This is a genomic window from Gemmatimonadaceae bacterium, assembly GCA_035533015.1.
Lineage (GTDB): Bacteria > Gemmatimonadota > Gemmatimonadetes > Gemmatimonadales > Gemmatimonadaceae > JAGWRI01.
Window position 1 is genome coordinate 26829 of sequence record DATLUQ010000044.1, and the last position, 18558, is coordinate 45386.

General features: G+C 67.0%; 19 protein-coding genes. 8 read left to right on the forward strand and 11 right to left on the reverse strand.

The window, feature by feature from the left end:
• Positions 1-33: 33 nt before the first annotated feature.
• Together VNF92_08085 and VNF92_08090 are read right to left on the reverse strand one after the other, a co-directional pair.
• A complete protein-coding gene (locus tag VNF92_08085; GenBank protein ID HVA57834.1) occupies positions 34-942 on the reverse strand; it encodes a hypothetical protein in 909 nt (302 codons plus the stop codon).
• A gap of 31 nt (positions 943-973) precedes the next feature.
• Positions 974-1720 carry a GntR family transcriptional regulator gene (locus tag VNF92_08090; protein HVA57835.1) on the reverse strand — a complete coding sequence of 249 codons (747 nt, stop codon included), beginning with the start codon at positions 1718-1720 and terminating at the stop codon, positions 974-976.
• Positions 1721-2013: 293 nt separating this feature from the next.
• Here VNF92_08090 and VNF92_08095 point away from each other — a divergent pair, with 293 nt between their 5' ends.
• Genes VNF92_08095 through VNF92_08105 form a run of 3 tightly spaced genes read left to right on the forward strand, consistent with a single transcriptional unit; the run spans position 2014 to position 4246 of the window.
• Complete coding sequence (locus VNF92_08095; protein HVA57836.1) at positions 2014-2364, forward strand: hypothetical protein; 351 nt, start codon at positions 2014-2016, stop codon at positions 2362-2364.
• Positions 2361-3032, forward strand: a complete 672-nt coding sequence (locus VNF92_08100) for a hypothetical protein (protein ID HVA57837.1) — start codon at positions 2361-2363, stop codon at positions 3030-3032. Before VNF92_08095 ends, VNF92_08100 begins: the two co-directional genes overlap by 4 nt.
• A complete protein-coding gene (locus tag VNF92_08105; protein ID HVA57838.1) occupies positions 3029-4246 on the forward strand; it encodes a DNA polymerase IV in 1218 nt (405 codons plus the stop codon). Before VNF92_08100 ends, VNF92_08105 begins: the two co-directional genes overlap by 4 nt.
• Positions 4247-4267: 21 nt before the next feature.
• Here the strand turns inward: VNF92_08105 and VNF92_08110 are convergent, their stop codons facing one another.
• The 3 genes from VNF92_08110 to VNF92_08120 form a co-directional block, all read right to left on the reverse strand.
• Positions 4268-4543, reverse strand: coding sequence for a twin-arginine translocase TatA/TatE family subunit (locus tag VNF92_08110; GenBank protein ID HVA57839.1), 276 nt, complete (start codon positions 4541-4543; stop codon positions 4268-4270).
• A gap of 238 nt (positions 4544-4781) precedes the next feature.
• A complete protein-coding gene (locus tag VNF92_08115; GenBank protein HVA57840.1) occupies positions 4782-5600 on the reverse strand; it encodes a M23 family metallopeptidase in 819 nt (272 codons plus the stop codon).
• Positions 5601-5610: 10 nt separating this feature from the next.
• Positions 5611-6057, reverse strand: coding sequence for a polymer-forming cytoskeletal protein (locus VNF92_08120; protein ID HVA57841.1), 447 nt, complete (start codon positions 6055-6057; stop codon positions 5611-5613).
• Between the two features lie 149 nt (positions 6058-6206).
• Between VNF92_08120 and VNF92_08125 the strand changes: the two genes are divergently transcribed.
• The 3 genes from VNF92_08125 (at position 6207) to VNF92_08135 (ending at position 9589) form a co-directional block, all read left to right on the forward strand.
• Entirely contained in the window at positions 6207-7070 is an 864-nt protein-coding gene (locus VNF92_08125) for a sensor domain-containing diguanylate cyclase (protein HVA57842.1), read from the forward strand.
• A gap of 63 nt (positions 7071-7133) precedes the next feature.
• A complete protein-coding gene (locus VNF92_08130; protein ID HVA57843.1) occupies positions 7134-8738 on the forward strand; it encodes a hypothetical protein in 1605 nt (534 codons plus the stop codon).
• A gap of 11 nt (positions 8739-8749) precedes the next feature.
• Complete coding sequence (locus VNF92_08135) at positions 8750-9589, forward strand: sugar phosphate isomerase/epimerase (protein HVA57844.1); 840 nt, start codon at positions 8750-8752, stop codon at positions 9587-9589.
• A gap of 17 nt (positions 9590-9606) precedes the next feature.
• Here the strand turns inward: VNF92_08135 and VNF92_08140 are convergent, their stop codons facing one another.
• Entirely contained in the window at positions 9607-10428 is an 822-nt protein-coding gene (locus VNF92_08140; GenBank protein ID HVA57845.1) for a copper homeostasis protein CutC, read from the reverse strand.
• Between the two features lie 146 nt (positions 10429-10574).
• Between VNF92_08140 and VNF92_08145 the strand changes: the two genes are divergently transcribed.
• The gene (locus tag VNF92_08145) at positions 10575-11828 is read left to right on the forward strand and encodes a nucleoside permease (protein HVA57846.1); all 1254 of its coding nucleotides are present in this window, start codon (positions 10575-10577) and stop codon (positions 11826-11828) included.
• Between the two features lie 52 nt (positions 11829-11880).
• The gene (locus tag VNF92_08150; GenBank protein ID HVA57847.1) at positions 11881-12861 is read left to right on the forward strand and encodes an amidohydrolase family protein; all 981 of its coding nucleotides are present in this window, start codon (positions 11881-11883) and stop codon (positions 12859-12861) included.
• On the opposite strand, the gene VNF92_08155 is transcribed toward VNF92_08150, so the two are convergent.
• The 5 genes from VNF92_08155 to VNF92_08175 form a co-directional block, all read right to left on the reverse strand.
• Positions 12858-14105 carry a Gfo/Idh/MocA family oxidoreductase gene (locus VNF92_08155; protein ID HVA57848.1) on the reverse strand — a complete coding sequence of 416 codons (1248 nt, stop codon included), beginning with the start codon at positions 14103-14105 and terminating at the stop codon, positions 12858-12860. The two genes, VNF92_08150 and VNF92_08155, sit on opposite strands and share 4 nt — an antisense overlap.
• 163 nt (positions 14106-14268) lie before the next feature.
• Complete coding sequence (locus VNF92_08160; GenBank protein HVA57849.1) at positions 14269-14970, reverse strand: gluconate 2-dehydrogenase subunit 3 family protein; 702 nt, start codon at positions 14968-14970, stop codon at positions 14269-14271.
• On the reverse strand, positions 14967-16661 hold the full coding sequence (locus VNF92_08165) for a GMC family oxidoreductase (GenBank protein HVA57850.1): 1695 nt from the start codon (positions 16659-16661) through the stop codon (positions 14967-14969). The genes VNF92_08160 and VNF92_08165 overlap by 4 nt, the downstream gene beginning before the upstream one ends.
• The gene (locus VNF92_08170) at positions 16661-17332 is read right to left on the reverse strand and encodes a DUF1080 domain-containing protein (protein HVA57851.1); all 672 of its coding nucleotides are present in this window, start codon (positions 17330-17332) and stop codon (positions 16661-16663) included. The genes VNF92_08165 and VNF92_08170 overlap by 1 nt, the downstream gene beginning before the upstream one ends.
• Positions 17333-17546: 214 nt before the next feature.
• On the reverse strand, positions 17547-18503 hold the full coding sequence (locus VNF92_08175; GenBank protein HVA57852.1) for an EamA family transporter: 957 nt from the start codon (positions 18501-18503) through the stop codon (positions 17547-17549).
• Positions 18504-18558 lie beyond the last annotated feature (55 nt).

Consider the following 18558-nt stretch of genomic DNA (forward strand, 5'->3'; position numbering starts at 1 on the left):
GAGACTCGGGGGCCGTTGTCCTACCATTGCCGTCTAGTGCTTCATCAGGATCAGGAACTTGGACGTGGCCCAGAACTTCTCCGGTTGGGTGATGTGGAGCCCGCCGACGATCTTGTTGTCCCGCGTCTCGAACGCCTTGGCGTATTGCGGGTCCTGGTGTGTGAAGATCAGATATTCACCGTCTGGCAGCGTGAGACTCGTGTCCTTGGTGATGTCGATGCGAGTGAATGCCGTGGGGTCGAGCGACAGCACCGGCACCACCGGGCGGTTGCCCACCAGCCAGAACGACCTGCGGCCTTGCTCCATGAGCACGCCCATCTTCACCAGGTCGTCGCGCGTCCCCGCCACGTAGTAGGCGGTGTTCTTCTGACGCGTGAGATCGGTGACCGTGTCGGTGAGCGCCGCCTTGACCGAGGTCAGCGTGTCCACGCTGCCCTTGAGTGACGCGATCTGCACGTTCTGCGAATCGACGATCGCCTGGAATTCCTTCTTCTGCTGATCCACCGTCTGCCGGAAGTCGGCGATCGTCTGCTCGTACTGTGCGATCTGCTGCGTCAGGGTGGAGTCGTGTTTGGACAGCGAGACCGCCTGCACCCGCAGTTGGCGGAGCCGAGCGTCGGTGGCATCGAGCCGCTCCACGAGGGTGTGGATCTTGGTGATCACCTCCTCGCGGTCCTCCTTGATCTTGGTGGCCTCAGCCGGTGTCGCGAGCGCCGTGGCCGTCTTCGCCTTTGGCATGCTGCGAGCCTTGGCGATCTCGGCGTTGATGTCGTTCACGAACTGCGTCGAAACCAGCATGTCGTTCAGCAGCTGGTTCTTCACGTTGAGGAGCGAGTCCTGGCGCAAGGAATCCGCCTTGGCCAGCTCGACGAGCTGTTGCTTGGCTTTGGTATCACAAGCGAACAGCGCTGGGATGAGTAATACGAGTGCGAGTCTCTTCACGGGTACGGCCCCCCTTGGGGGTGGTTTGGGGTTACCAGCTGCCACGTTCACCGACCATCTGAATGACATTCGCCAACCGGTCGGCGGCGTGCCGCCAATTGGTTTCCACCGCGCGTTGCGCGGTGTCCGGCCGACCGTCGTCGATAGCGGCGATGATCGCGTCGTGCTCCTCGACCGAGGATCGAATGTCCCCGGTCAGCATGCTGATGTACATCCGGATGTATCGCTCCGCCTGCGGTTTGGCCGCGTCGTGCAAGGCGATAAGCCGAGGGCCTTCCCCTGCTTCTACCACGCAGCGGTGAAAACGTTCATCAGCGTCGTATAAACGGCTGTGGTCCACCGGGGCGGCCCTGCCGGCTTTGAGGAACTCGGCGTTCAGCGCGCGCAGGTCCCGGACGAGCGGTTTCCGCGCCTCGGAGGCCAGTTCGGCGGCGCGCCGGGCCCCCAGGCCCTCGAGCGCCCCCACCAGATCGAGCAGTTCGTGCACATCGTCGCGGGTAAGGGGGGCCACGGTGAGGCGCGACTGCTGCGCCCCCGGCGCGCCCATCACGTAGCCCTCCTGCTGGAGCCGCTGCAGCGCCTCGCGCACGGGCGTACGGCTCACCCCGAGACGGCTGGCGATCTCCGTCTCGACAATGCGGCTGCCCGGGGCGACGAGTCCCTGGACGATCAGGTCGCGCAGCCGGGTGTAAACCTGCTCGGGCCGGGAGCCATGGGCCACCGATCCGCGCGCGGTCTGGGCGCGTGAACTACGGGAAGAGGGCTTTCGCGAGGGCATGGACTGGCGTGAGGCTGGGGAACCCTCGCCAATATACGCGATCCAGGCCGCTCCGCGGACCCCTTGCTGCCGAAATCGGGAGCCAAGTATTCGGCAGATATGCATGCCAATATGCATACACTGAACGAGACCCGCCGCCGTCCCATGCGGTAGCATCCCGCCGCACGGGGGCCCATTTTGAGACGATGCGATACCGCCGCCGTGCCGCGTCCGCCTTTGTGCTCCTTGGCCTCGCCATCGCCGCTTGCCGCCGTCAACCGCCCAAGCCGCCGCTGTCCCCCTCGCCCCCCCCGGTGGAATTCGGCGTCCACGTGGCCAGCGCCGCCAACGCCATGGCTAGCCTCCGGTTCAAGGTGACCGTGACGGGATCGCTCGAACTCGGTATCCGTGCGCCGTTCTTCGCCATGCAGCGCGACAAGTCCCTGATCCTGTCCACGCCCGCCGACCTTCTCGTGAACAAGGGCACCGGATCGGCCGTGATCGCGGCCGCCGACTCGAGCGCGATCCTCACCGTCATGCCGCTCGACTCCAGCGACGTGGGCGTCGCCAGCGCCCGCGGCCACGCGGTGCGCATCGAACGGGTGGGCGACACCCGGCATCTCACCGCGGCTCCTGTCTCCCCTTTGCCCAAGGTCAAGCGATGACCCCGACGTCTCCCCACCTTCCCCGCCGCGGATTCCTGGCCCGGGTCGCCACCGGCGCGGCCGTCCTTGCCGCCGGCCTGCCGTCGGTGGTGCGCGCCGAGCGTGTGCTGCGCCCGGCCGGACCGGATCCCGACTACTGGCTCGATGCGCTCACTGGCAAACACCGGCAGATCTTCGACGTGCTCAGCGCCGGCAAGGCCGGCGAGGCCACGGCGTTCGCTCGCAACTTCCTCAACGCGAACAACGACGGTTACGGCCTCACCGACGCCGAGGTCAACGCCGTGGTCTCGTTCCGGCACATGGCGTTCGCCATGGGCCTCAATGACGCGATGTGGAACAAGTACCGGCTCGGGGAATTGATCGGCTACGACGATCCGGGCACCAAGGCGCCAGCGCTGCGCAACACGGCGGCCGGCGCGCCCGACGACACGCGCCCGAACAGCAGCGCTCTGGCCGCGCTGCACGCGCGCGGCGTGGTATTCCCGGTATGCGGCATGGCGATGGCCTTCTATTCCGGAACGGCCGCGCGCAAGGCCGGAACTGACGCCGCCACTGTGCTCGCCGACTTCCGCGCCAACCTGGTACCCGGCGCCGTCGAGGTGGTGGCGGGCGTGATCGCAGTGAACCGCGCTCAGGAGCGTGGCCTGAGCTATGTGTACGTGGGGTGAACGCACCGCCGCGCCGCATCCTGCTCGCCGACGCCGACGCGTTCTTCGTGGCGGTTGCCCGCATGGAGGACCCAGACGGTGTGGGCCGCGCGCCCCTGCTCATCGTGGGCGGCACGCGTGCAAGCCGGGGCGTCGTGTGCTCGGCATCCTACGAGACGCGGGCCTACGGCGTTCGCTCGGCCATGCCGATCGCCCGGGCCCTTCGCCTGTGTCCCGACGCGGTGTGCGTGCCCGTGCCGCGCAAGGCGTGCGCACAGAAGAGCGGTGAGATCCGGCAGGTGCTCGAACGTTTCGCGCCTGTGGTCGAGGCGGCGAGCATCGACGAGTGGTATCTCGATCTGGCCGGCACCGAAGCGCTCTACCGCCAGGAGCCGCTGGCCACGACGGCGCACCGGATGCGCGACGCGATCCGCCGCGACACGGGGCTTCACGTATCCTTCGGTGGCGGCACCTCGAAGCTCGTGGCCAAACTTGCCGTCGAGCGCGCCAAGCCCAAGGCCGGTCACGATGCCGACGGAGTGTATGTGGTTCCTGCGGGGGGTGAGGCGACCTTCCTGCACGGCGTTCCGCTGGCCGACATCCCGATGATCGGCCCGCGCTTCCAGGAGAGGCTGGTCCGGTTCGGCATGCACACCGTGCCCGACGTGCTGGCGTACGATGAGGCCGCACTGGCCCACTGGCTCGGTGCGCGTGAGGCGCGGTGGCTGTACGAACGGGTGCGCGGCATCGACGACCGCGACGTCGCCCCGCGCCTCGACACGAAGAGCATCAGCCGCGATGAGACCTTCCCAGAGGATCTCACCGACGATGGAGCGCTCGGTCACGAACTGCTGGCACTCGTCACGCGAGCTGCGGCCGACCTGCGCGCCGAGGGGTTGCGGGCCCGAACGGTCACAGTGCGCATTCGCGATCACGATTTTCGCACACGCTCGGCGAGCCGCACGGTCGAGCAGGGCGTGATCAGCGACCGCGTGATCCTCGCATTGGCCCGATCGCTGCTGTCTCGGCTACGGGCGGGGCGTCGCGTGCCCGCGCGGCTGCTCAGCGTGGCCTTGTCATCGCTGGCCGAAGACGAAACGGCCGACCAACTCGCGCTGTTCGATGGCGACCGGGATCCGGTCGCCGAAACGGACCGCGACCGCGCGGTGGCCCGTGCCGTGGATCGGGTACGCGCGAAATTCGGTCCGCGGGGTATCGGGCCGGGCGGCGTCTAGCGCCACCCGACCTGCGGGCGCTCAGGTATCGAGCAGCCGCTTGGGCGCGCCGCGTCCGTCGTCATACGCCACCGGAGCTGTGGTCGAGATGGCGCCTGCGGGCAGCGAGGACGCCGGCCGCACACGCTCGAGTTCCGGTTCGTTGATCGATTCTCCGACATCCTTGATGCCCCGCTTGAATTCGCGAATGCCTTTGCCCAGCGACGACCCGATTTCCGGGATGCGCTTGCCGCCGAACAGCACCAGCACGATGAGCAGGACCATCATCAGTTTTTCTGGCCCAAAACCGTCGAACATCCGTCCTCCATGGCGCACGCGTGCGCGACCGTAATGTGGGACAGTACGGACCCGGAGTTCGTTAAGGCTCCGGACGACTGTCACCGTCAGAAATATCGAGCCCTCCGGGCGCTCAGCGGGAGCGCGCGCGGCGGGCTTAATGGATTCTTAGTCGGTCGCAGCCAGAACGGACAGAGGGGGTGGGGCGAAACCGGCAGCGGGAGCACCGAGCCGCCCGATGCCGGCGGCATTGCTCCCGCTACTCGTGATCGGCCGCCGCGAACGCGGCCGCTGGGGCGGCGCCGGGATCGCGGGGGGTCAGCAGATACTCCAGCGGGTCGACGTGACGGCCATTCACGATCACCTCGAAGTGCACGTGCGGAGCCGTGGATAGTCCGGTGGACCCCACCTTTGCGATCACCGCGCCGGCTGCCACGTAGTCGCCGTCCTGCACGAGGATACGCTCGCAGTGGGCATACAGCGTCTTGACGCCGCCACCGTGGTCCAACTCCACCACCAGACCGTACCCGAGGCGGGGTCCGACGAACATCACGCGCCCGTCGGCTGGCGCCCGGATGCTCGTGCCGAGCGGCGCCGCGATATCCACGCCTTCGTGCGGGCGGAACAGATTGAGAATGGGCTCCCATCGCGACCGGGAAAACCGGCTGGTGATGGTGCCCGACACGGGGAGCACGACCCCGGCCGCGGCGGCACCGGCCCCCTCGGACTCGGAGCGCTCCGCGACCCGCGCGATGAGCGTCAGACCGTGCGCCACACGGGCCGTGATGGCGGCTAGGCGCAGGGCCGAATCGGCGCGCTGGTTCGCGGACTGCAGGCTGTCGTTGAGCGTGAGGACGAGCCGATGCACGTCGGCCAGCTGGACGGCGCTGGCATTCACCTGCAGCGCCTGAGTCATAGACCAACCCGTATAGGCGACGAACGCCAGCGCCGCCCCCCAGGCCACCCCGCGCACGTGCCGGCCGTGCAGGCGCACCGTGTGGGTCTTGGTCGTCGGTTCGGGTGGGACGATGAGGATCGTCCAGATGCGGCGGGGCCGCGGCGCTTGGGCGTTGGGCATGGAGAGCAGGTCAGCCGGCGTTGCCACCCAAGGCGGCCCGGAGATGCGGCGCGGCCGACGTGGCGGCACGCTCGGTTCCGCTCACGGTCATGGACGTCGGATGAATCGTCATCCGACCCTCCACGCTGCCCCCTTCCTGGATCATGATCGCCGATGCCTCGATGTCGCCGGTCACGACGGCCGACTCCTGCAATTCGATTCGCTGGGTCGCCGTGACGTTGCCGGTGATCGCACCGCCCACGATGATTTCGCGCGCTGCGACGTCCCCGATCACCGCCGCGCCCGCCGCGACCACCACGACGCCGGCCGATCGGACACTGCCGCGGAGGCGACCATCGATGCGCAACGAGGCGTCGGTTTCGACGTCGCCGTCAACGCTCATCTGGGTGTCGAACACGGAATAGCCCACCGGCTGCGGGTCGCGCGCCGCGACGGGGTGTTTGGGAAATAGGGCCATGGCGAAGATGGTGGACGGAAAGAGGGAGGGTGAACTTCACGACAAGATGGGTGTTGCGCCAGAGCAACAGCCGTGACGCACTGCACGGCATCGATCCCGAACAAAATCCGAAATAGCGTCCCAACGGCGTATTGGGGAAGTTGTTCACGATGCGCTACCGCTCGCTCTCCGATCCGGACACCCTGCTGCAATTCGCCCGCAACCTCGGGGAAGGGTTGTACATCACCTCGACGGATGGACGGATCCTCGACGCGAACCCGGCGTTCCTGACCATGTTCGGCGTCCAGTCGGTGGCCGAGTTGGCGCCCTATGCGGCCACGGATCTGCTGGTTGATCCGCAACAGCGGGATCTGCAGCGTGAGCTGTTGGCGCGCGACGGCTTGGTGCGGGATTTCGAACTGGAACTGCGCCGCCCCGACGGTCAGGTGCGCACGGTGCTCGACACGAGCTACGTGGTGGTTGATCCGGAGACGGGTGAGGCGTTCTACCATGGGGTCCTGGTGGACATCACGCCGCGCAAGCAGCTCGAAGCGGAGTTGGTGGAACTGTCCACCCACGATGCGCTCACGGGCGCGCTCAACCGGCGCTACCTCGACCAACTCGACGACCAGTTCAGGCAAGATCCGGGTGGGCAGTGGGGATGCCTGTTCGTCGACATCGATCACTTCAAGCAGTACAACGACGAATTCGGCCACCAGGCGGGCGACCGGATCCTCGTGCGCATGGTGCGCTTCCTGATGCGCTACGTGCGCGCCGAGGAAGCGGTGGTGCGGGTAGGCGGTGATGAGTTCGTGGTGATTCTCGTGGATGCCGATGCGGCCCAGACCGATGCGATCGCACAGCGCTTGCGCCAGTCGGGCGAACATTCAGCCCCGGTGCCCTTCTCACTCGGCTGGGCTGCGCGCCGGCCGAACGAGCCGTTGATGCGCATGATCGACCGTGCCGACCATGGACTGCTCGCCGTGCGCGTGGAGCAGCGCCGCTCCGACCCCCGCGGTCGACCGCCCCTCTGAGGCCGATTGACCGACGCGGAGCGGAGCGGCATGCTTGGGTGGCGCTCATCCCGAGGAACTACCTTGCGCTCGCATCGCTTCATCCGCGCGGCGGCCGGCGTGGCCGGTGCGCTCTCGATTCTCGCGTCGGCCCGGACGGCCGCGGCCCAACGGGCCGGCGCGTACGCGATCGCCTATCAGATCGCGATGCCGGATCCGGCGTCGCACTTGTATGCGTTGCAGATCGACATCCACCGGTTGGCCGACGACACATTGATCCTGCAGATGCCGGTGTGGTCGCCGGGGCGGTACGCCCCGATGTTCTTCGCCAAGAACGTGCAGGACTTCAGCGTCATGACCCCGGCGGGCCAGCCGGTGAAGTGGGACCGCACCAACGGCTCGCGCTGGCGGCTATACGTCAAGGGCCTTGCCGCGGTGCGCGTGCGCTACCGGTCGTATGCCGACGCGCCAATGTCTGGCACGTTCAGCGTACTCGATACCATTCATGCCACGTGGAACGGGCCGTCGCTGTTCATGTACGTGGAGCACCACAAACCGGATCCGGTGTCGCTCCATGTGGTGCCGCCGCCGGGGTGGCACATCATCAACGGCGACGCCGTGACGCCCGATCAAGTGGACTACCGATTCGAGAACTACGATCGGTTGGTCGATACGCCCACCGAGGTGGCGCCGGCATTCATAGTGGACAGCTTCGCGGTGGACGGCGTGCTCTACCGGACGATGGTGCACCACAATGGTCCGACCACGCCCGCCGAGCGCGCCCGGTTCGTGGGCGACGTGAAGAGGATCGTGACCTACGAGAATTCGGTGTTCGGTCCGCCGCCGATCAAGATGTACACCTTCCTGTTTCACCTCGGATTTCCTGGCGGCGACGGGATGGAGCATCTGTTCTCCACGCAGATTGCCGACCGCAACCGGTGGGTAGACACGGCGACCGTACTGGCCGGCGTGGCCACGGCGGCGCACGAATACTTCCATGTGTGGAACGTGAAGCGCGTGCGGCCGATGCTGCTGGGCCCGTTCGACTACACGAGCGAACGCTATGAGCCGAGCTTGTGGGTGGCCGAAGGGTGGACGCAGTACTACGGGATGATGGCGTTGCACCGCGCAGGAATCACCGGCCAGGCCCAGATGCTCGCGGCGGCAGCGTCCATCGTGCAATCGAATCTCACGGCGCCCGGTCGCAAGGAAACGTCGCCTCGGATGGCGTCGTTCGAAGCGCCGTTCTGGGACCAGGCGTCCGAGGCGCAACCGGTGAACCGGAACGACATCTTCTTCAGCTACTACACGCAGGGTGCGGGGCGCGCCCTCTATCTGGATCTGCTCATCCGCGAGCGCACGCACAACACACGGTCGCTGGGCGACGCGTTCGCCAATCTGCGCCAGCGGTCGTGGTATCAGCCAAACGCGTCGTACTATCTGCAGGGGCGGGGCTACACCGAGGACGACGTGGAGGCGGCGGTGAGCGAGGCCGCCGGCACGGACCTGCACGCCTGGTTCGTGCATTGCGTGGGTGGCACGGACGACGTGGACTTCGACACCGTGCTGGCGGGGGCCGGCCTGCGGCTCAACCGCGCCGGCCAACGCTGGACGATCGATCTGGTGCCCGACCCGACGCCGGACCAACTCCGCGTTCGGCGGGGATGGCTCACCGGAACCAACGGCTGAGGAGGCCACGCATGGAACGCCGAGATTTTCTCCGTACCACATTGAGCGCCGTCGCCGGCGGTGTGCTCATGCCGCACCTTGCGTCCGCCGCGTGGCGCCGGCCCGCCGGCAGCTTGGGACCCATCGGCCTGCAACTGTACACGGTGCGCCGCGAGATGGGCGTGGACGTGGAGCGCACGCTTGCCACGGTGGCCGAGATCGGGTACCGCGAGGTGGAATTCGCGGGGCTGTTCGGCCATCCGGCCAAGGACGTGCGCGCGATGCTCGACCGGCACGGACTCGTGGCGCCGTCGTCGCACGTGGGGCTGCCGGACGATATGGGCGCATGGCCCCAGATGCTCGACGATGCGGTGACGCTCGGCCAGGCGTACATCATCTGTCCGTCGTTCAGTGATCGCGATCTGACGCCGGACGGGATCAAGGGCGTGGCGGCGCGGTTCAACGTGGCGGGCGCTGCGGCGAAGCGGGCCGGGCTGCAGTTCGGCTTCCACAACCACGCCGCCGAATTCAAACCGGTGGACGGCATCGTGCCGTACGACCGACTGCTCGCAGAGTGCGATGCCGAGTTGGTGAAGATGGAGATCGACATCTATTGGATGGTGACGGGCGGCCGGGATCCCCTGGCCTACATCGCCGAGTATCCCGGCCGGTTCCCGATGGTGCATGCCAAGGACCGAGCGGCGAACGGCGCGATGGCCGACGTGGGTTCGGGGGATATCGATTTTCCCAGGATTCTCGAGGCATTCGAACGGGCCGGGCTCGCGCACTGCTTTGTGGAGCGGGACGACGCGAGCGACCCGTACGCGTCGGCGCGGGCGAGCTTCACCTATCTGAATCACCTGACGTGGTGAGGGTCGGGCCCGCCGCCTCAGTCGGCAGCCGGCTCGCTGGCTGCCGCCGGCGACGCGATGGCGTCGGTCGAGGCGGCGACGACCAGCCGTACGAGGTCGGCGCTGGTGACCACGCGGGCGTACTCGTCGGGTACGTAGGGCTTGCCGAGCGTCACGCTCTCGCGCCGGAAGCGCATGTCGCTGTCGCGGCGTTTGCTGGCCCGCACGTGCACTTCGTGGACGCCGGCGTCCGCGATGATGCGGCCCACGTTGTGCTCCGTAATGCCACCCGCGGCGATGATCGTGCAGCGACCTTCGGACCGCCAGGCGAGGGCGGCCAGCGTTTCCAGTCCTTCCAGGGCCGTGGCCGCGCCGCCCGAGGTGAGTACGCGGTCGACGCCGAGCGCTATCAAGGTGTCGAGCGCCTCGAAGGGATCGCGCACCAGATCGAAGGCGCGGTGGAAGGCCGTGGAGAGCGGACGCGCCGCCTCGACCAGTATACGAGTGCTCCGATCGTCCACGGCGCCATCGGGAAACAGCGCGCCGAGCACGATACCGTCGACGCCCACCGCCTTGGCGAAGGCGATGTCGCCGAGCATCACGCGCACGTCGTCGTCGTCGTAGATGAAGTCGCCGCCGCGGGGGCGCACGAGCACGTGGACGGGAATCTTCACCCGTTCCCGGACGAATGCGATGAGGCCTGGGCTGGGGGTCGTACCCCCCTCGTACAGGTTTTCGCTGAGTTCGATGCGGCCCGCGCCTCCGGCCTCCGCAGCGCGAGCGGACTCCGCGGAGTCGACGCAGGCTTCCACGAGCACGCCGGTCGCGATGGTCGGGTTCGAGATGGGGGTTGCGGGCACGACGTTAAGACTTTCCCTTCGTATGGATTCGCGCAAGGTACAAGTGGCGAAACTCTAACCGCGCTTTAATTTAGCGCGACTGCCGTTTCGATCCCTCGGTTCGGGATCGGCCCGCCACCCCGTTCCACCCGGATGGGAGACACCCCGTGCACGCTGCCCGAACGAAGCTCTCGGTAATGATGTTCCTCCAGTATTTCATCTGGGGGGTCTGGTTCGTCACGATGGGGACGTACCTCGGTACGACGCTCAAGTTCACCGATTCGCAAATCGGTCTGGCCTACGGGGCCACGGCCATCGCGGCCATCGTCAGCCCGTTCTTCGTGGGCATGGTGGCCGACCGTTTCTTCGCCACCGAAAAGCTCCTGGCGCTGCTGCATTTCGTGGGCGCGGGGCTGATGTGGATGGTGTCTCGACAGACCACGTTCGGCACGTTCTATCCGCTGCTCATCGCATACGCGCTGTGCTTCATGCCGACGCTCTCCCTGACCAATTCGATCTCCTTTCACCACGTGAAGGATCCGGCGCACGACTTTCCGCTGATCCGGGTGCTGGGGACGGTGGGGTGGATCGTGGCCGGGTGGTTGATCGGACGTGAACTGCGCGCGGACGCGCTGGCACTTCCGATGGAGATCGCGGCGGGGGCATCGGTGGTGATGGCGGTGTTCTCGCTGTCGCTCCCCCACACGCCGCCCAAGGCCGCGGGCGCGCCATTCAGCGTACGGGATGCGTTGGGCCTCGACGCGTTGCAACTGCTCAAGGATCCGGATTTCCTCATCTTCGTCCTCGGTTCGTTCCTGCTGTGCATCCCGCTCCAGTTCTATTATACCTTTGCTAATCCATTCCTCAACGCGATCGGGGCGCCGGAACCGGCGTTCATCCAGACGTTCGGGCAGGACTTCGAGGTGCTGTTCCTCCTGATGCTCCCCTACCTCCTGCGCCGGTTCGGCATCAAGGCGATCATGGTAGGCGGGATGTTCGCGTGGGCCCTGCGGTACTTCGCGTTCGCCAACGGCAACGCCGGATCGGGGATGTGGCTCATCTACCTCGGCATCGTAATCCACGGCGTCTGCTACGACTTCTTCTTCGTGGCCGGCCAGATCTACACGGACGAGAAGGCGGGGCCGAAGATCCGCGCGGCCGCGCAGGGACTCATCAATTTCGTCACCAATGGGGTCGGCTATTTCATCGGCGCGTTCGTGTCCGGCTCCGTTGCCGGCCACTTCGCGACCACGAACCCGGCCTGTACGGCCGCCGCGGCGGCGGCACAGCAGTGTGCGCCGATCGTCCACGACTGGCACAGCATCTGGCTCGTGCCGTCCGTTGGCGCGCTGGCGATCGGCGTCATCTTCGCCGTCATATTCCGGCCGCGGATAGTTCCACAGTCGCCGGCGGCGGCCTGACCGGCCGCCACTCCGCACCCGTTTCCTCCGACCGGATAGGATCTCCGCGCCCATGATCATCGACTTTCACAACCATTTCTACCCGCCCGAGTACCTCGACGTGCTGCGCACCGGCGATAGCGCCGTGCGCGTGACCGACGATGCCGAGGGCAATCCCTGCATTCACTATCCTGGTGATTACAACGTCGCGGTGCGGGGGCACCGTGACATCGCGTATCGGCAGCAGGTACTCGACGCGGAGGGTGTGGACCGGCAGGTGATCACGCTCACCACGCCGGGCACACACGTGGAGACGCCCGCGATGGCCGTGAAGCTCGCGCGGCTGGTCAACGACGCATTTGCGCGTGTGATCACGGAACGGCGGACGCACTTCACCGCCCTCGCCACGCTGCCGCTCAACGATCCCGAGGCGGCGGCGGCGGAGCTACGCCGGGCGATGGACGAGCTGCACCTGCCAGGGGCGATGCTGTTCAGCAACGTGAACGGCACCGCGCTTTCGGATCCGCGGTTCTGGCCGCTCTATGAGGAAGCGAACCGGCGGCACGCGGTGCTGTACATCCATCCCACCGATCCGGTGGGGGTGGAGGCGATGACCGACTACTGGCTGATGCCGCTCATCGGATTCCCGTTCGATACCACGCTGGCGGCGGCGAAGCTGGTGTTCAGCGGTGCGGTCGAGCGGTTTCCGAATATCCGCTGGGTGTTGACGCACATGGGCGGCGCGATCCCGTATCTCGCCGAACGCCTCGACCGCGGTTTCTTTGCGTTCAGCGACTGCCGAGTGAACATCGACCGGCCGCCCAGTGAGCATCTGCGGCAGTTCTACTACGATACGGTCAACTTCGACCCCGACGCGATGAAACTGGCGCTCGCGTTCGCCGGCCCGGACCACCTGCTCGCCGGCAGCGACTATCCGCACCAGATCGGGAGCATTCCCAAGATGTTGGACAGTCTGCGCGCTCTGCCGGTGACCGCGGCCGAGCGCGCGGCGATCATGGGAGGGAATGCGGCGAAGCTGCTGCGGTTGAGCTAGGCCGACCCCTTCCAGGTTCCCTTCGCGACCTTGGGCACGAAGGTGTCGAGGCCGCGCGCGGGGAAGGGCAGGGTACGTCCCAGTTCGGCGCTCTGGTACGCCGTCATGAGCATCTTCACCGTTTCGACGCCGTCGGTGAAGGTGAGCGAAGGCCGCGTGCCGCGCCGGAAACACTGGACCATGTGGCGGTCTTCGGCCTCGTACCCGTAGGTCGCGGCTTCGTTGGCCACCACCGGCATGAGCCCGATCTCGGCGTTCTGCTTCTCCACGAGATCCTCGCCGACCGTTCCTCTGACCTCGCGGCTGAAGAACAGCTTGAGCCCGCTGTCGAGCGTGTTCCACGACATCGAGTATTCGGGGCCCAGTAGTTCGGCGGAGAGCCGGAGTCCCGCGCCGACGTAGCTCCAGGACGTGGTGGCCTCGCCGATCACGGTGAGGCCTTCCCTGGTGCGGAATTCGACGATGACGCTGGCGAAGTCTTCGGCTGGGTGGCGACCGTAGTCCACTGCCTTGCCCATCATCTTCTTGAGCCGGCGGACGTATTCGGGGCGCGACCACTTGAGACTGGCGATGTGGCCGGTGACCCGCACGGCGCGCAGCGAATTCCGCGGCTCGCCGGGGCGGGTGAGGAGGTGCCGCACGACTTCCACCGAGTGGCACATCATGTCGTTGAGCACGCCGCCGCCCTGCAAACGCCCCTGCCAGAACCAGGGCATGTGGGGGCCGCTGTGCTCCTCGGCGGCGCGGGCGACGTAGGGGCGCCCGGTGAGGGCCGCGCCGCGCGCCCAGATGAGGTTGCGCCCATGTTCGATCTGCGGGGCGAACAACTGGTTCTCGAGATAGCCGTTGTTGAGTCGCACGCGCTTGACGAGCGCCAGGACCTGCTTGGCCTCGGCGACGTTGCGGGCCAGCGGCTTCTCGCAGGCGAGCCCGCGCAATTCTCCCTTGCCGCGTTCGATGGCGTGGACGATCTCCTCGACGTTCTGGATGCGCGCCTGATTGGGTCCGCAGAGCCAGATGGCATCAATGCGGGGGTCGGCGACCATGGAGGCGATCGACCGGTAGGGCCGGGCCTCGCCGAGGTCGAGCGAGGATGCGTAGTCGGCGGCGGCAGCGGCACGTCGGGCATCGGGGCTCCACACCCCGCGAATTTCCGCGTCGCGCACGGCGGTGAAGGCCTGCATGTGGAAGCGGGCGTTGAATCCACTGCCGATGAAGCCAATGCCCAAGGGAGGGGAAGTCATGTTCGGGTGAGAGGGTAGGACGGTAGGAGAGTAGGAGAGTGGAACGGCGGGATGGTTCCACCCGGAGTGCTCGGGCGCCTCGCAGCGCGCCCCTCCGAATTTGCCGCAGTACCGGTTCTGTGCCGTAATCGCCGGCGCCGTACGTGGTTGCGCTGTTCGTCAGTCAGTACACGTCTTTATAGCTCACTCCGAGCTTGGCCAACGCCGCATCGGGACACCCGTCCCATCCGGGCCTCATCTGATTCCCCATATATTGCACGTCGGCGATCCCCATCTTGCTGGAGTAGAATCCCGACGCCGTCATGTCGCGGAATCGGTTGAAGAACGCGACCCCTGCCCGTACGGCCTGGGTGGCCTTGGCCGGGTAGGCGATCGCGTCGAGGATCTCGGTACGTTGTGCCGGCTTGCTGGCCACGAACGTCGTACCGTAGCGCTGCCCGCACTCGAGATCGAGCCAGGCCAGGCCGCCGCGCATCCAGACCTGATTATTGGGCTTGTCGCCCATGATGAAGTCCATGAATTCCGGCACGCCGGCGTCGGTGGCGCTGCCCGACCTGTCGTCGCGCGGAACGACGTAATCCACGAGCATGCGTACCGTGCGCCACTCGTGGGCCGTGAAGAACTTGGGCACGGCGGCTCCGGCGTCGCCCGCTTCACGCGCGGTGCGGGCCTCGTCGGCGGCGCGGAGGGCGCGTTGGAGCACCGGCGGCGTGAGCTCGATGGCGCCAACCAGCGGCAGCGCCGCCATGAGGCCCAGTGCCTCACGGCGCGACAGTCCAGTCGGCGCGTCGTGACGGAGGGCGTCGTCCGGGGCGCCCGCCTCGGCGGTATCGGGCACGGCCTGGCTGCGGTCGTCCTGGTTCATAGGGCCCCCTGCTTGCGCTGCTCGGCGATGTAGGCGCTGGTTCTCATGGAGAGCGCGAGAATCGTCCACGTGGGGTTCTTGTCGGCCTGTGAAATGAACGGCCCGCCGTCAGCGACGAACAGATTCTTCACTTCGTGCGCCTGGCAGTTGGCGTTGAGCACCGAGGTGTTCGGGTCGTTGCCCATGCGTGCGCCGCCGAGTTCGTGAATGATCGTGCCCCCGGTGGCCAGGCCGAAGCCCTGCTCGCGCGTCGGCATCGGCGATTGCACCTCGCCGCCCATTTCCTCGATCAGCGCGCGGAAGGTCTGTTGCATGTGCCGGGACTGGTTGTACTCGTGGTCCGACCACTTCCAGTGGAAGCGCAGCACCGGAATGCCCCACTGGTCGACCACCGTGGGGTCGATCTCGCAGTATGTGTCATCATTCGGGATCATCTCGCCGCGACCCGAGAATCCGACCGTGGCGCCGTAATACTTTCGGTAGTCGGCCTTGAGCGACTTGCCGTAGCCGCCGCCCGGCGGATAGTCCTGGATGCCCCCCATGAAGCCGTACGACGGCATGAACAGCCCGCCCCATACCTCGATGTGGTAGCCGCGCGGGAAGTCGAGCGTCTTGTTGTCCAGCCACCAGGGCATGTAGATGTGGGCGCCGCCCACGCCGTCGTGGTTGTGCGGCACCTGATCGGTCATCCGCGGAATGAATCCGCCGACGTCGGTGCCTGTGGTGTCGGAGATGTACTTCCCCACCGCTCCACTGCCGTTGGCCAGTCCGTTGGGGAACCGCGACGACTTCGAGTTGAGCAGGAGCCGCGCCGATTCGAGCGCGCTGGCGGCCAGCACGACGACGCGCGCCTTGACGTGCTGGTCGGTGCGCGTGCGCTTGTCGATGTACGACACGCCGGTGGCGAGTCCGTTGGCGTCCACCGTCACTTCGCGTGCCATCGCGTAGGGGATCACGGTCAGCTTGCCGGTGGCCATCGCGGGCGGGAACAGCACGTTGCTCGACGAGAAATTGGACGCCGTGGAACAGCCGCGGTTGCACTGCCCGCAGTAGTGGCAAGGCGGCCGGTCGTTGAGTGGTTTGGTGATGATCGACAGGCGCGAAGGAATGCAGGTGATCTTGAGCCGGTCGGCGGCCTGCTTCACGAGCACCTCGTTGCATCGCATCCGGGGGGGTGGCATGAAGACACCGTCGGGGGCGTTGCGCAGTCCCTCGTTGCTGCCGAACACACCAATCAACCGGTCCACCTCGTCGTAGTACGGCTTGATGTCATCGTACGAGATGGGCCAGTCGTCGCCCAGGCCGTCGATGGACTTCCCGCGGAAGTCGTCGGGCCCGAAGCGGAGCGAAATGCGCCCCCAGTGGTTGGTGCGGCCGCCGAGCATGCGGGCCCGCCACCAGGAAAATTCGGTGCCGGGCGCCCGCGTATAGGGCTCGCCGTCGAGTTCCCAACCGCCAATGCAGCCGTCGAATTCACCGAACGGCCGCTCCTTGGTCGAGGCGCCGCGGCGCGGCGAGTCATAGGGCCATTTGAGCATCGCGCCGTCGGTGGCCGGCGTCCACATCTGCCCGGCTTCCAACACGACGACCTTGGCGCCGGCCTTGGTGAGCATGTAGGCGGCCATCCCGCCGCCGGCGCCCGACCCTACGATGCAGACGTCGTATAGTGCCCGCTGCTTCGTCCCCTGCATTATCGATGCTCCTCGGAAAGTTCCCGGATCCATACGTTGCGAAAGCGAACGAGATCGCCGTGGTCCTGCAGCGCGAGGGGCAGGCGATCGGGCGTCTTCGTGTACGGCGGCCGCACGCCGTTTGCCGTCGGGCCGCTCAGCGCCACATTGTCCTGCACCAGCACGCCGTTCATGAACACCGTGTATCGCGCCGGCGCCGTGACCTTGCCGTTCGCGTCGAAGTGGGGCCGGTGGAAGACGATGTCGTACACGTTCCACTCCCCAGGGGGCCGCGCCGGATTCACGAGAGGCGGGAACTGCCCGTAGATCGCGCCGGCCTGGCCGTCGGGGTAGGTCTTGTTCTGGTACGAGTCGAGCACCTGCACCTCGTACAGGCCCTGCAGGTACACGCCGCTGTTGCCGCGTTCCTGTCCCTCGCCCTTGGGCGGAGTGGGCGCGCTCCACTCGATGTGCAATTGCACGTCGCCGAACCCCTGCGCCGTGTGCATGGTACCGGTGCCCGGCGCCACCTCGAAGTAGCCGTCCTTCACGGTCCACTTGGCCGCGCCGTCCTTGTCATCGCGCCACCGGGCGAGGTCGTGCCCGTCAAAGAGCACGATCGCATCGGCGGGGCGCGCATCGTCGCGTATGTACGGGCCCGGATCGACTACCGGCGGCTGCGGGCGGTCCATGGAATGCTGCGGCCAACGGGTAGCGACCTGTGCACCTGCGCGAGGCGCCGAGACGGCGAGTGCGGCGCAGGCGCCCGCGGCGGCAAGCCACAGGGTGCGGCGAGTCACGGCATTGCGACACGTGCCCAAGAGACGCTCCTGAAAGGCGGGAAACTCCCCGGGCAATATGCACGCTGAGCGCGCGGTGCGGAATGCGCGCCGGGTCCCGTCGCACTCAGTCGCCGATCGCCTCTTCCGCCACCGGTGGCGGAGCCGAGCTGGCGCGCGCGATCGTAATGATCGCCACGCCGGCGACGATCACTGCGGCTGCCAGCAGCGTGCGTGCCGTTACCGCTTCGTTTGCGAACGCCCAGCCCAGCAACACGGCGATCACGGGGTTCACGTATGCGTACGTCGAAACTCTGGCCGCCGTGGTCGTTTGCAGGAGGTACACGTAGGCCGTGAACCCCACCACGGAGCCAAAGATCACCAGATACCCCCAGCCCAGCGCCGATTTGGCGGACACGTGCGCCAACGAGAAATGGGCCGGCTCGCCCGCAATCGCCGAAACGAGGAGCAAGGCGACGCCGCCCGTTACCAACTGCATCGCGGTGGCCAGAATCGGGACGATGGGCCTCGGTGACTGTGCCGCCACGATCGATCCGGCGGCCCAACTCACGGACCCCAGCACGAGAACCAGGGAACCGACCGCATCGACCGTTCCGTGGCCCGTCAACTCACCCGGCCCCACGAGGAGCATGACGCCGACCAGTCCCAGCGCGAGCCCGATCAGGACGCCTTTTCCCGGGTGGATCCCCCGTGGACGCCCCCAGTCAATGAGCACCATCCACAGCGGGACGGTCGCGACGATCAGCGCGGCGGTTCCCGACGCGATGCGCTGCTCGGCCCACGCAACGCCTCCGTTGGCTCCCAGGAGCAGCACCCCGACCACCGCGGCCCCGAACCAGTCCGCACGGGTCGGCCGTCGTTCGGCGCGCCGCCAACTCCACGCCAGCAACAGCGTTCCGGCCACGAGGTGGCGCATCCCCGCCATCAGAAACGGAGGAATCGTCTCCACGGCGAAACGCATCGCCAGGAAGGTGGAGCCCCAGAGCACATACACGGCGGCGAAGGCCATCACGATCCGCAGCCGCACCGCGCGCGGATGGCCTCCGACCAGGTCACCAATCATCGATGGGTCTCAGCGTGTGAACGCACGGTGCGCAACCTCGGGCCCGGACCACGAC

What these genes read in the sequence shown, in the direction of transcription:
- VNF92_08175 (HVA57852.1), bottom strand. Translation starts at nt 18,503, where the DNA reads ATGATTGGTGACCTGGTCGGAGGCCATCCGCGCGCGGTGCGGCTGCGG.
- VNF92_08135 (HVA57844.1), top strand. Translation starts at nt 8,750, where the DNA reads ATGGAACGCCGAGATTTTCTCCGTACCACATTGAGCGCCGTCGCCGGC.
- VNF92_08155 (HVA57848.1), bottom strand. Translation starts at nt 14,105, where the DNA reads ATGACTTCCCCTCCCTTGGGCATTGGCTTCATCGGCAGTGGATTCAAC.
- VNF92_08090 (HVA57835.1), bottom strand. Translation starts at nt 1,720, where the DNA reads ATGCCCTCGCGAAAGCCCTCTTCCCGTAGTTCACGCGCCCAGACCGCG.
- VNF92_08125 (HVA57842.1), top strand. Translation starts at nt 6,207, where the DNA reads ATGCGCTACCGCTCGCTCTCCGATCCGGACACCCTGCTGCAATTCGCC.
- VNF92_08110 (HVA57839.1), bottom strand. Translation starts at nt 4,543, where the DNA reads ATGTTCGACGGTTTTGGGCCAGAAAAACTGATGATGGTCCTGCTCATC.
- VNF92_08120 (HVA57841.1), bottom strand. Translation starts at nt 6,057, where the DNA reads ATGGCCCTATTTCCCAAACACCCCGTCGCGGCGCGCGACCCGCAGCCG.
- VNF92_08150 (HVA57847.1), top strand. Translation starts at nt 11,881, where the DNA reads ATGATCATCGACTTTCACAACCATTTCTACCCGCCCGAGTACCTCGAC.
- VNF92_08100 (HVA57837.1), top strand. Translation starts at nt 2,361, where the DNA reads ATGACCCCGACGTCTCCCCACCTTCCCCGCCGCGGATTCCTGGCCCGG.
- VNF92_08165 (HVA57850.1), bottom strand. Translation starts at nt 16,661, where the DNA reads ATGCAGGGGACGAAGCAGCGGGCACTATACGACGTCTGCATCGTAGGG.
- VNF92_08115 (HVA57840.1), bottom strand. Translation starts at nt 5,600, where the DNA reads ATGCCCAACGCCCAAGCGCCGCGGCCCCGCCGCATCTGGACGATCCTC.
- VNF92_08170 (HVA57851.1), bottom strand. Translation starts at nt 17,332, where the DNA reads ATGGACCGCCCGCAGCCGCCGGTAGTCGATCCGGGCCCGTACATACGC.
- VNF92_08160 (HVA57849.1), bottom strand. Translation starts at nt 14,970, where the DNA reads ATGAACCAGGACGACCGCAGCCAGGCCGTGCCCGATACCGCCGAGGCG.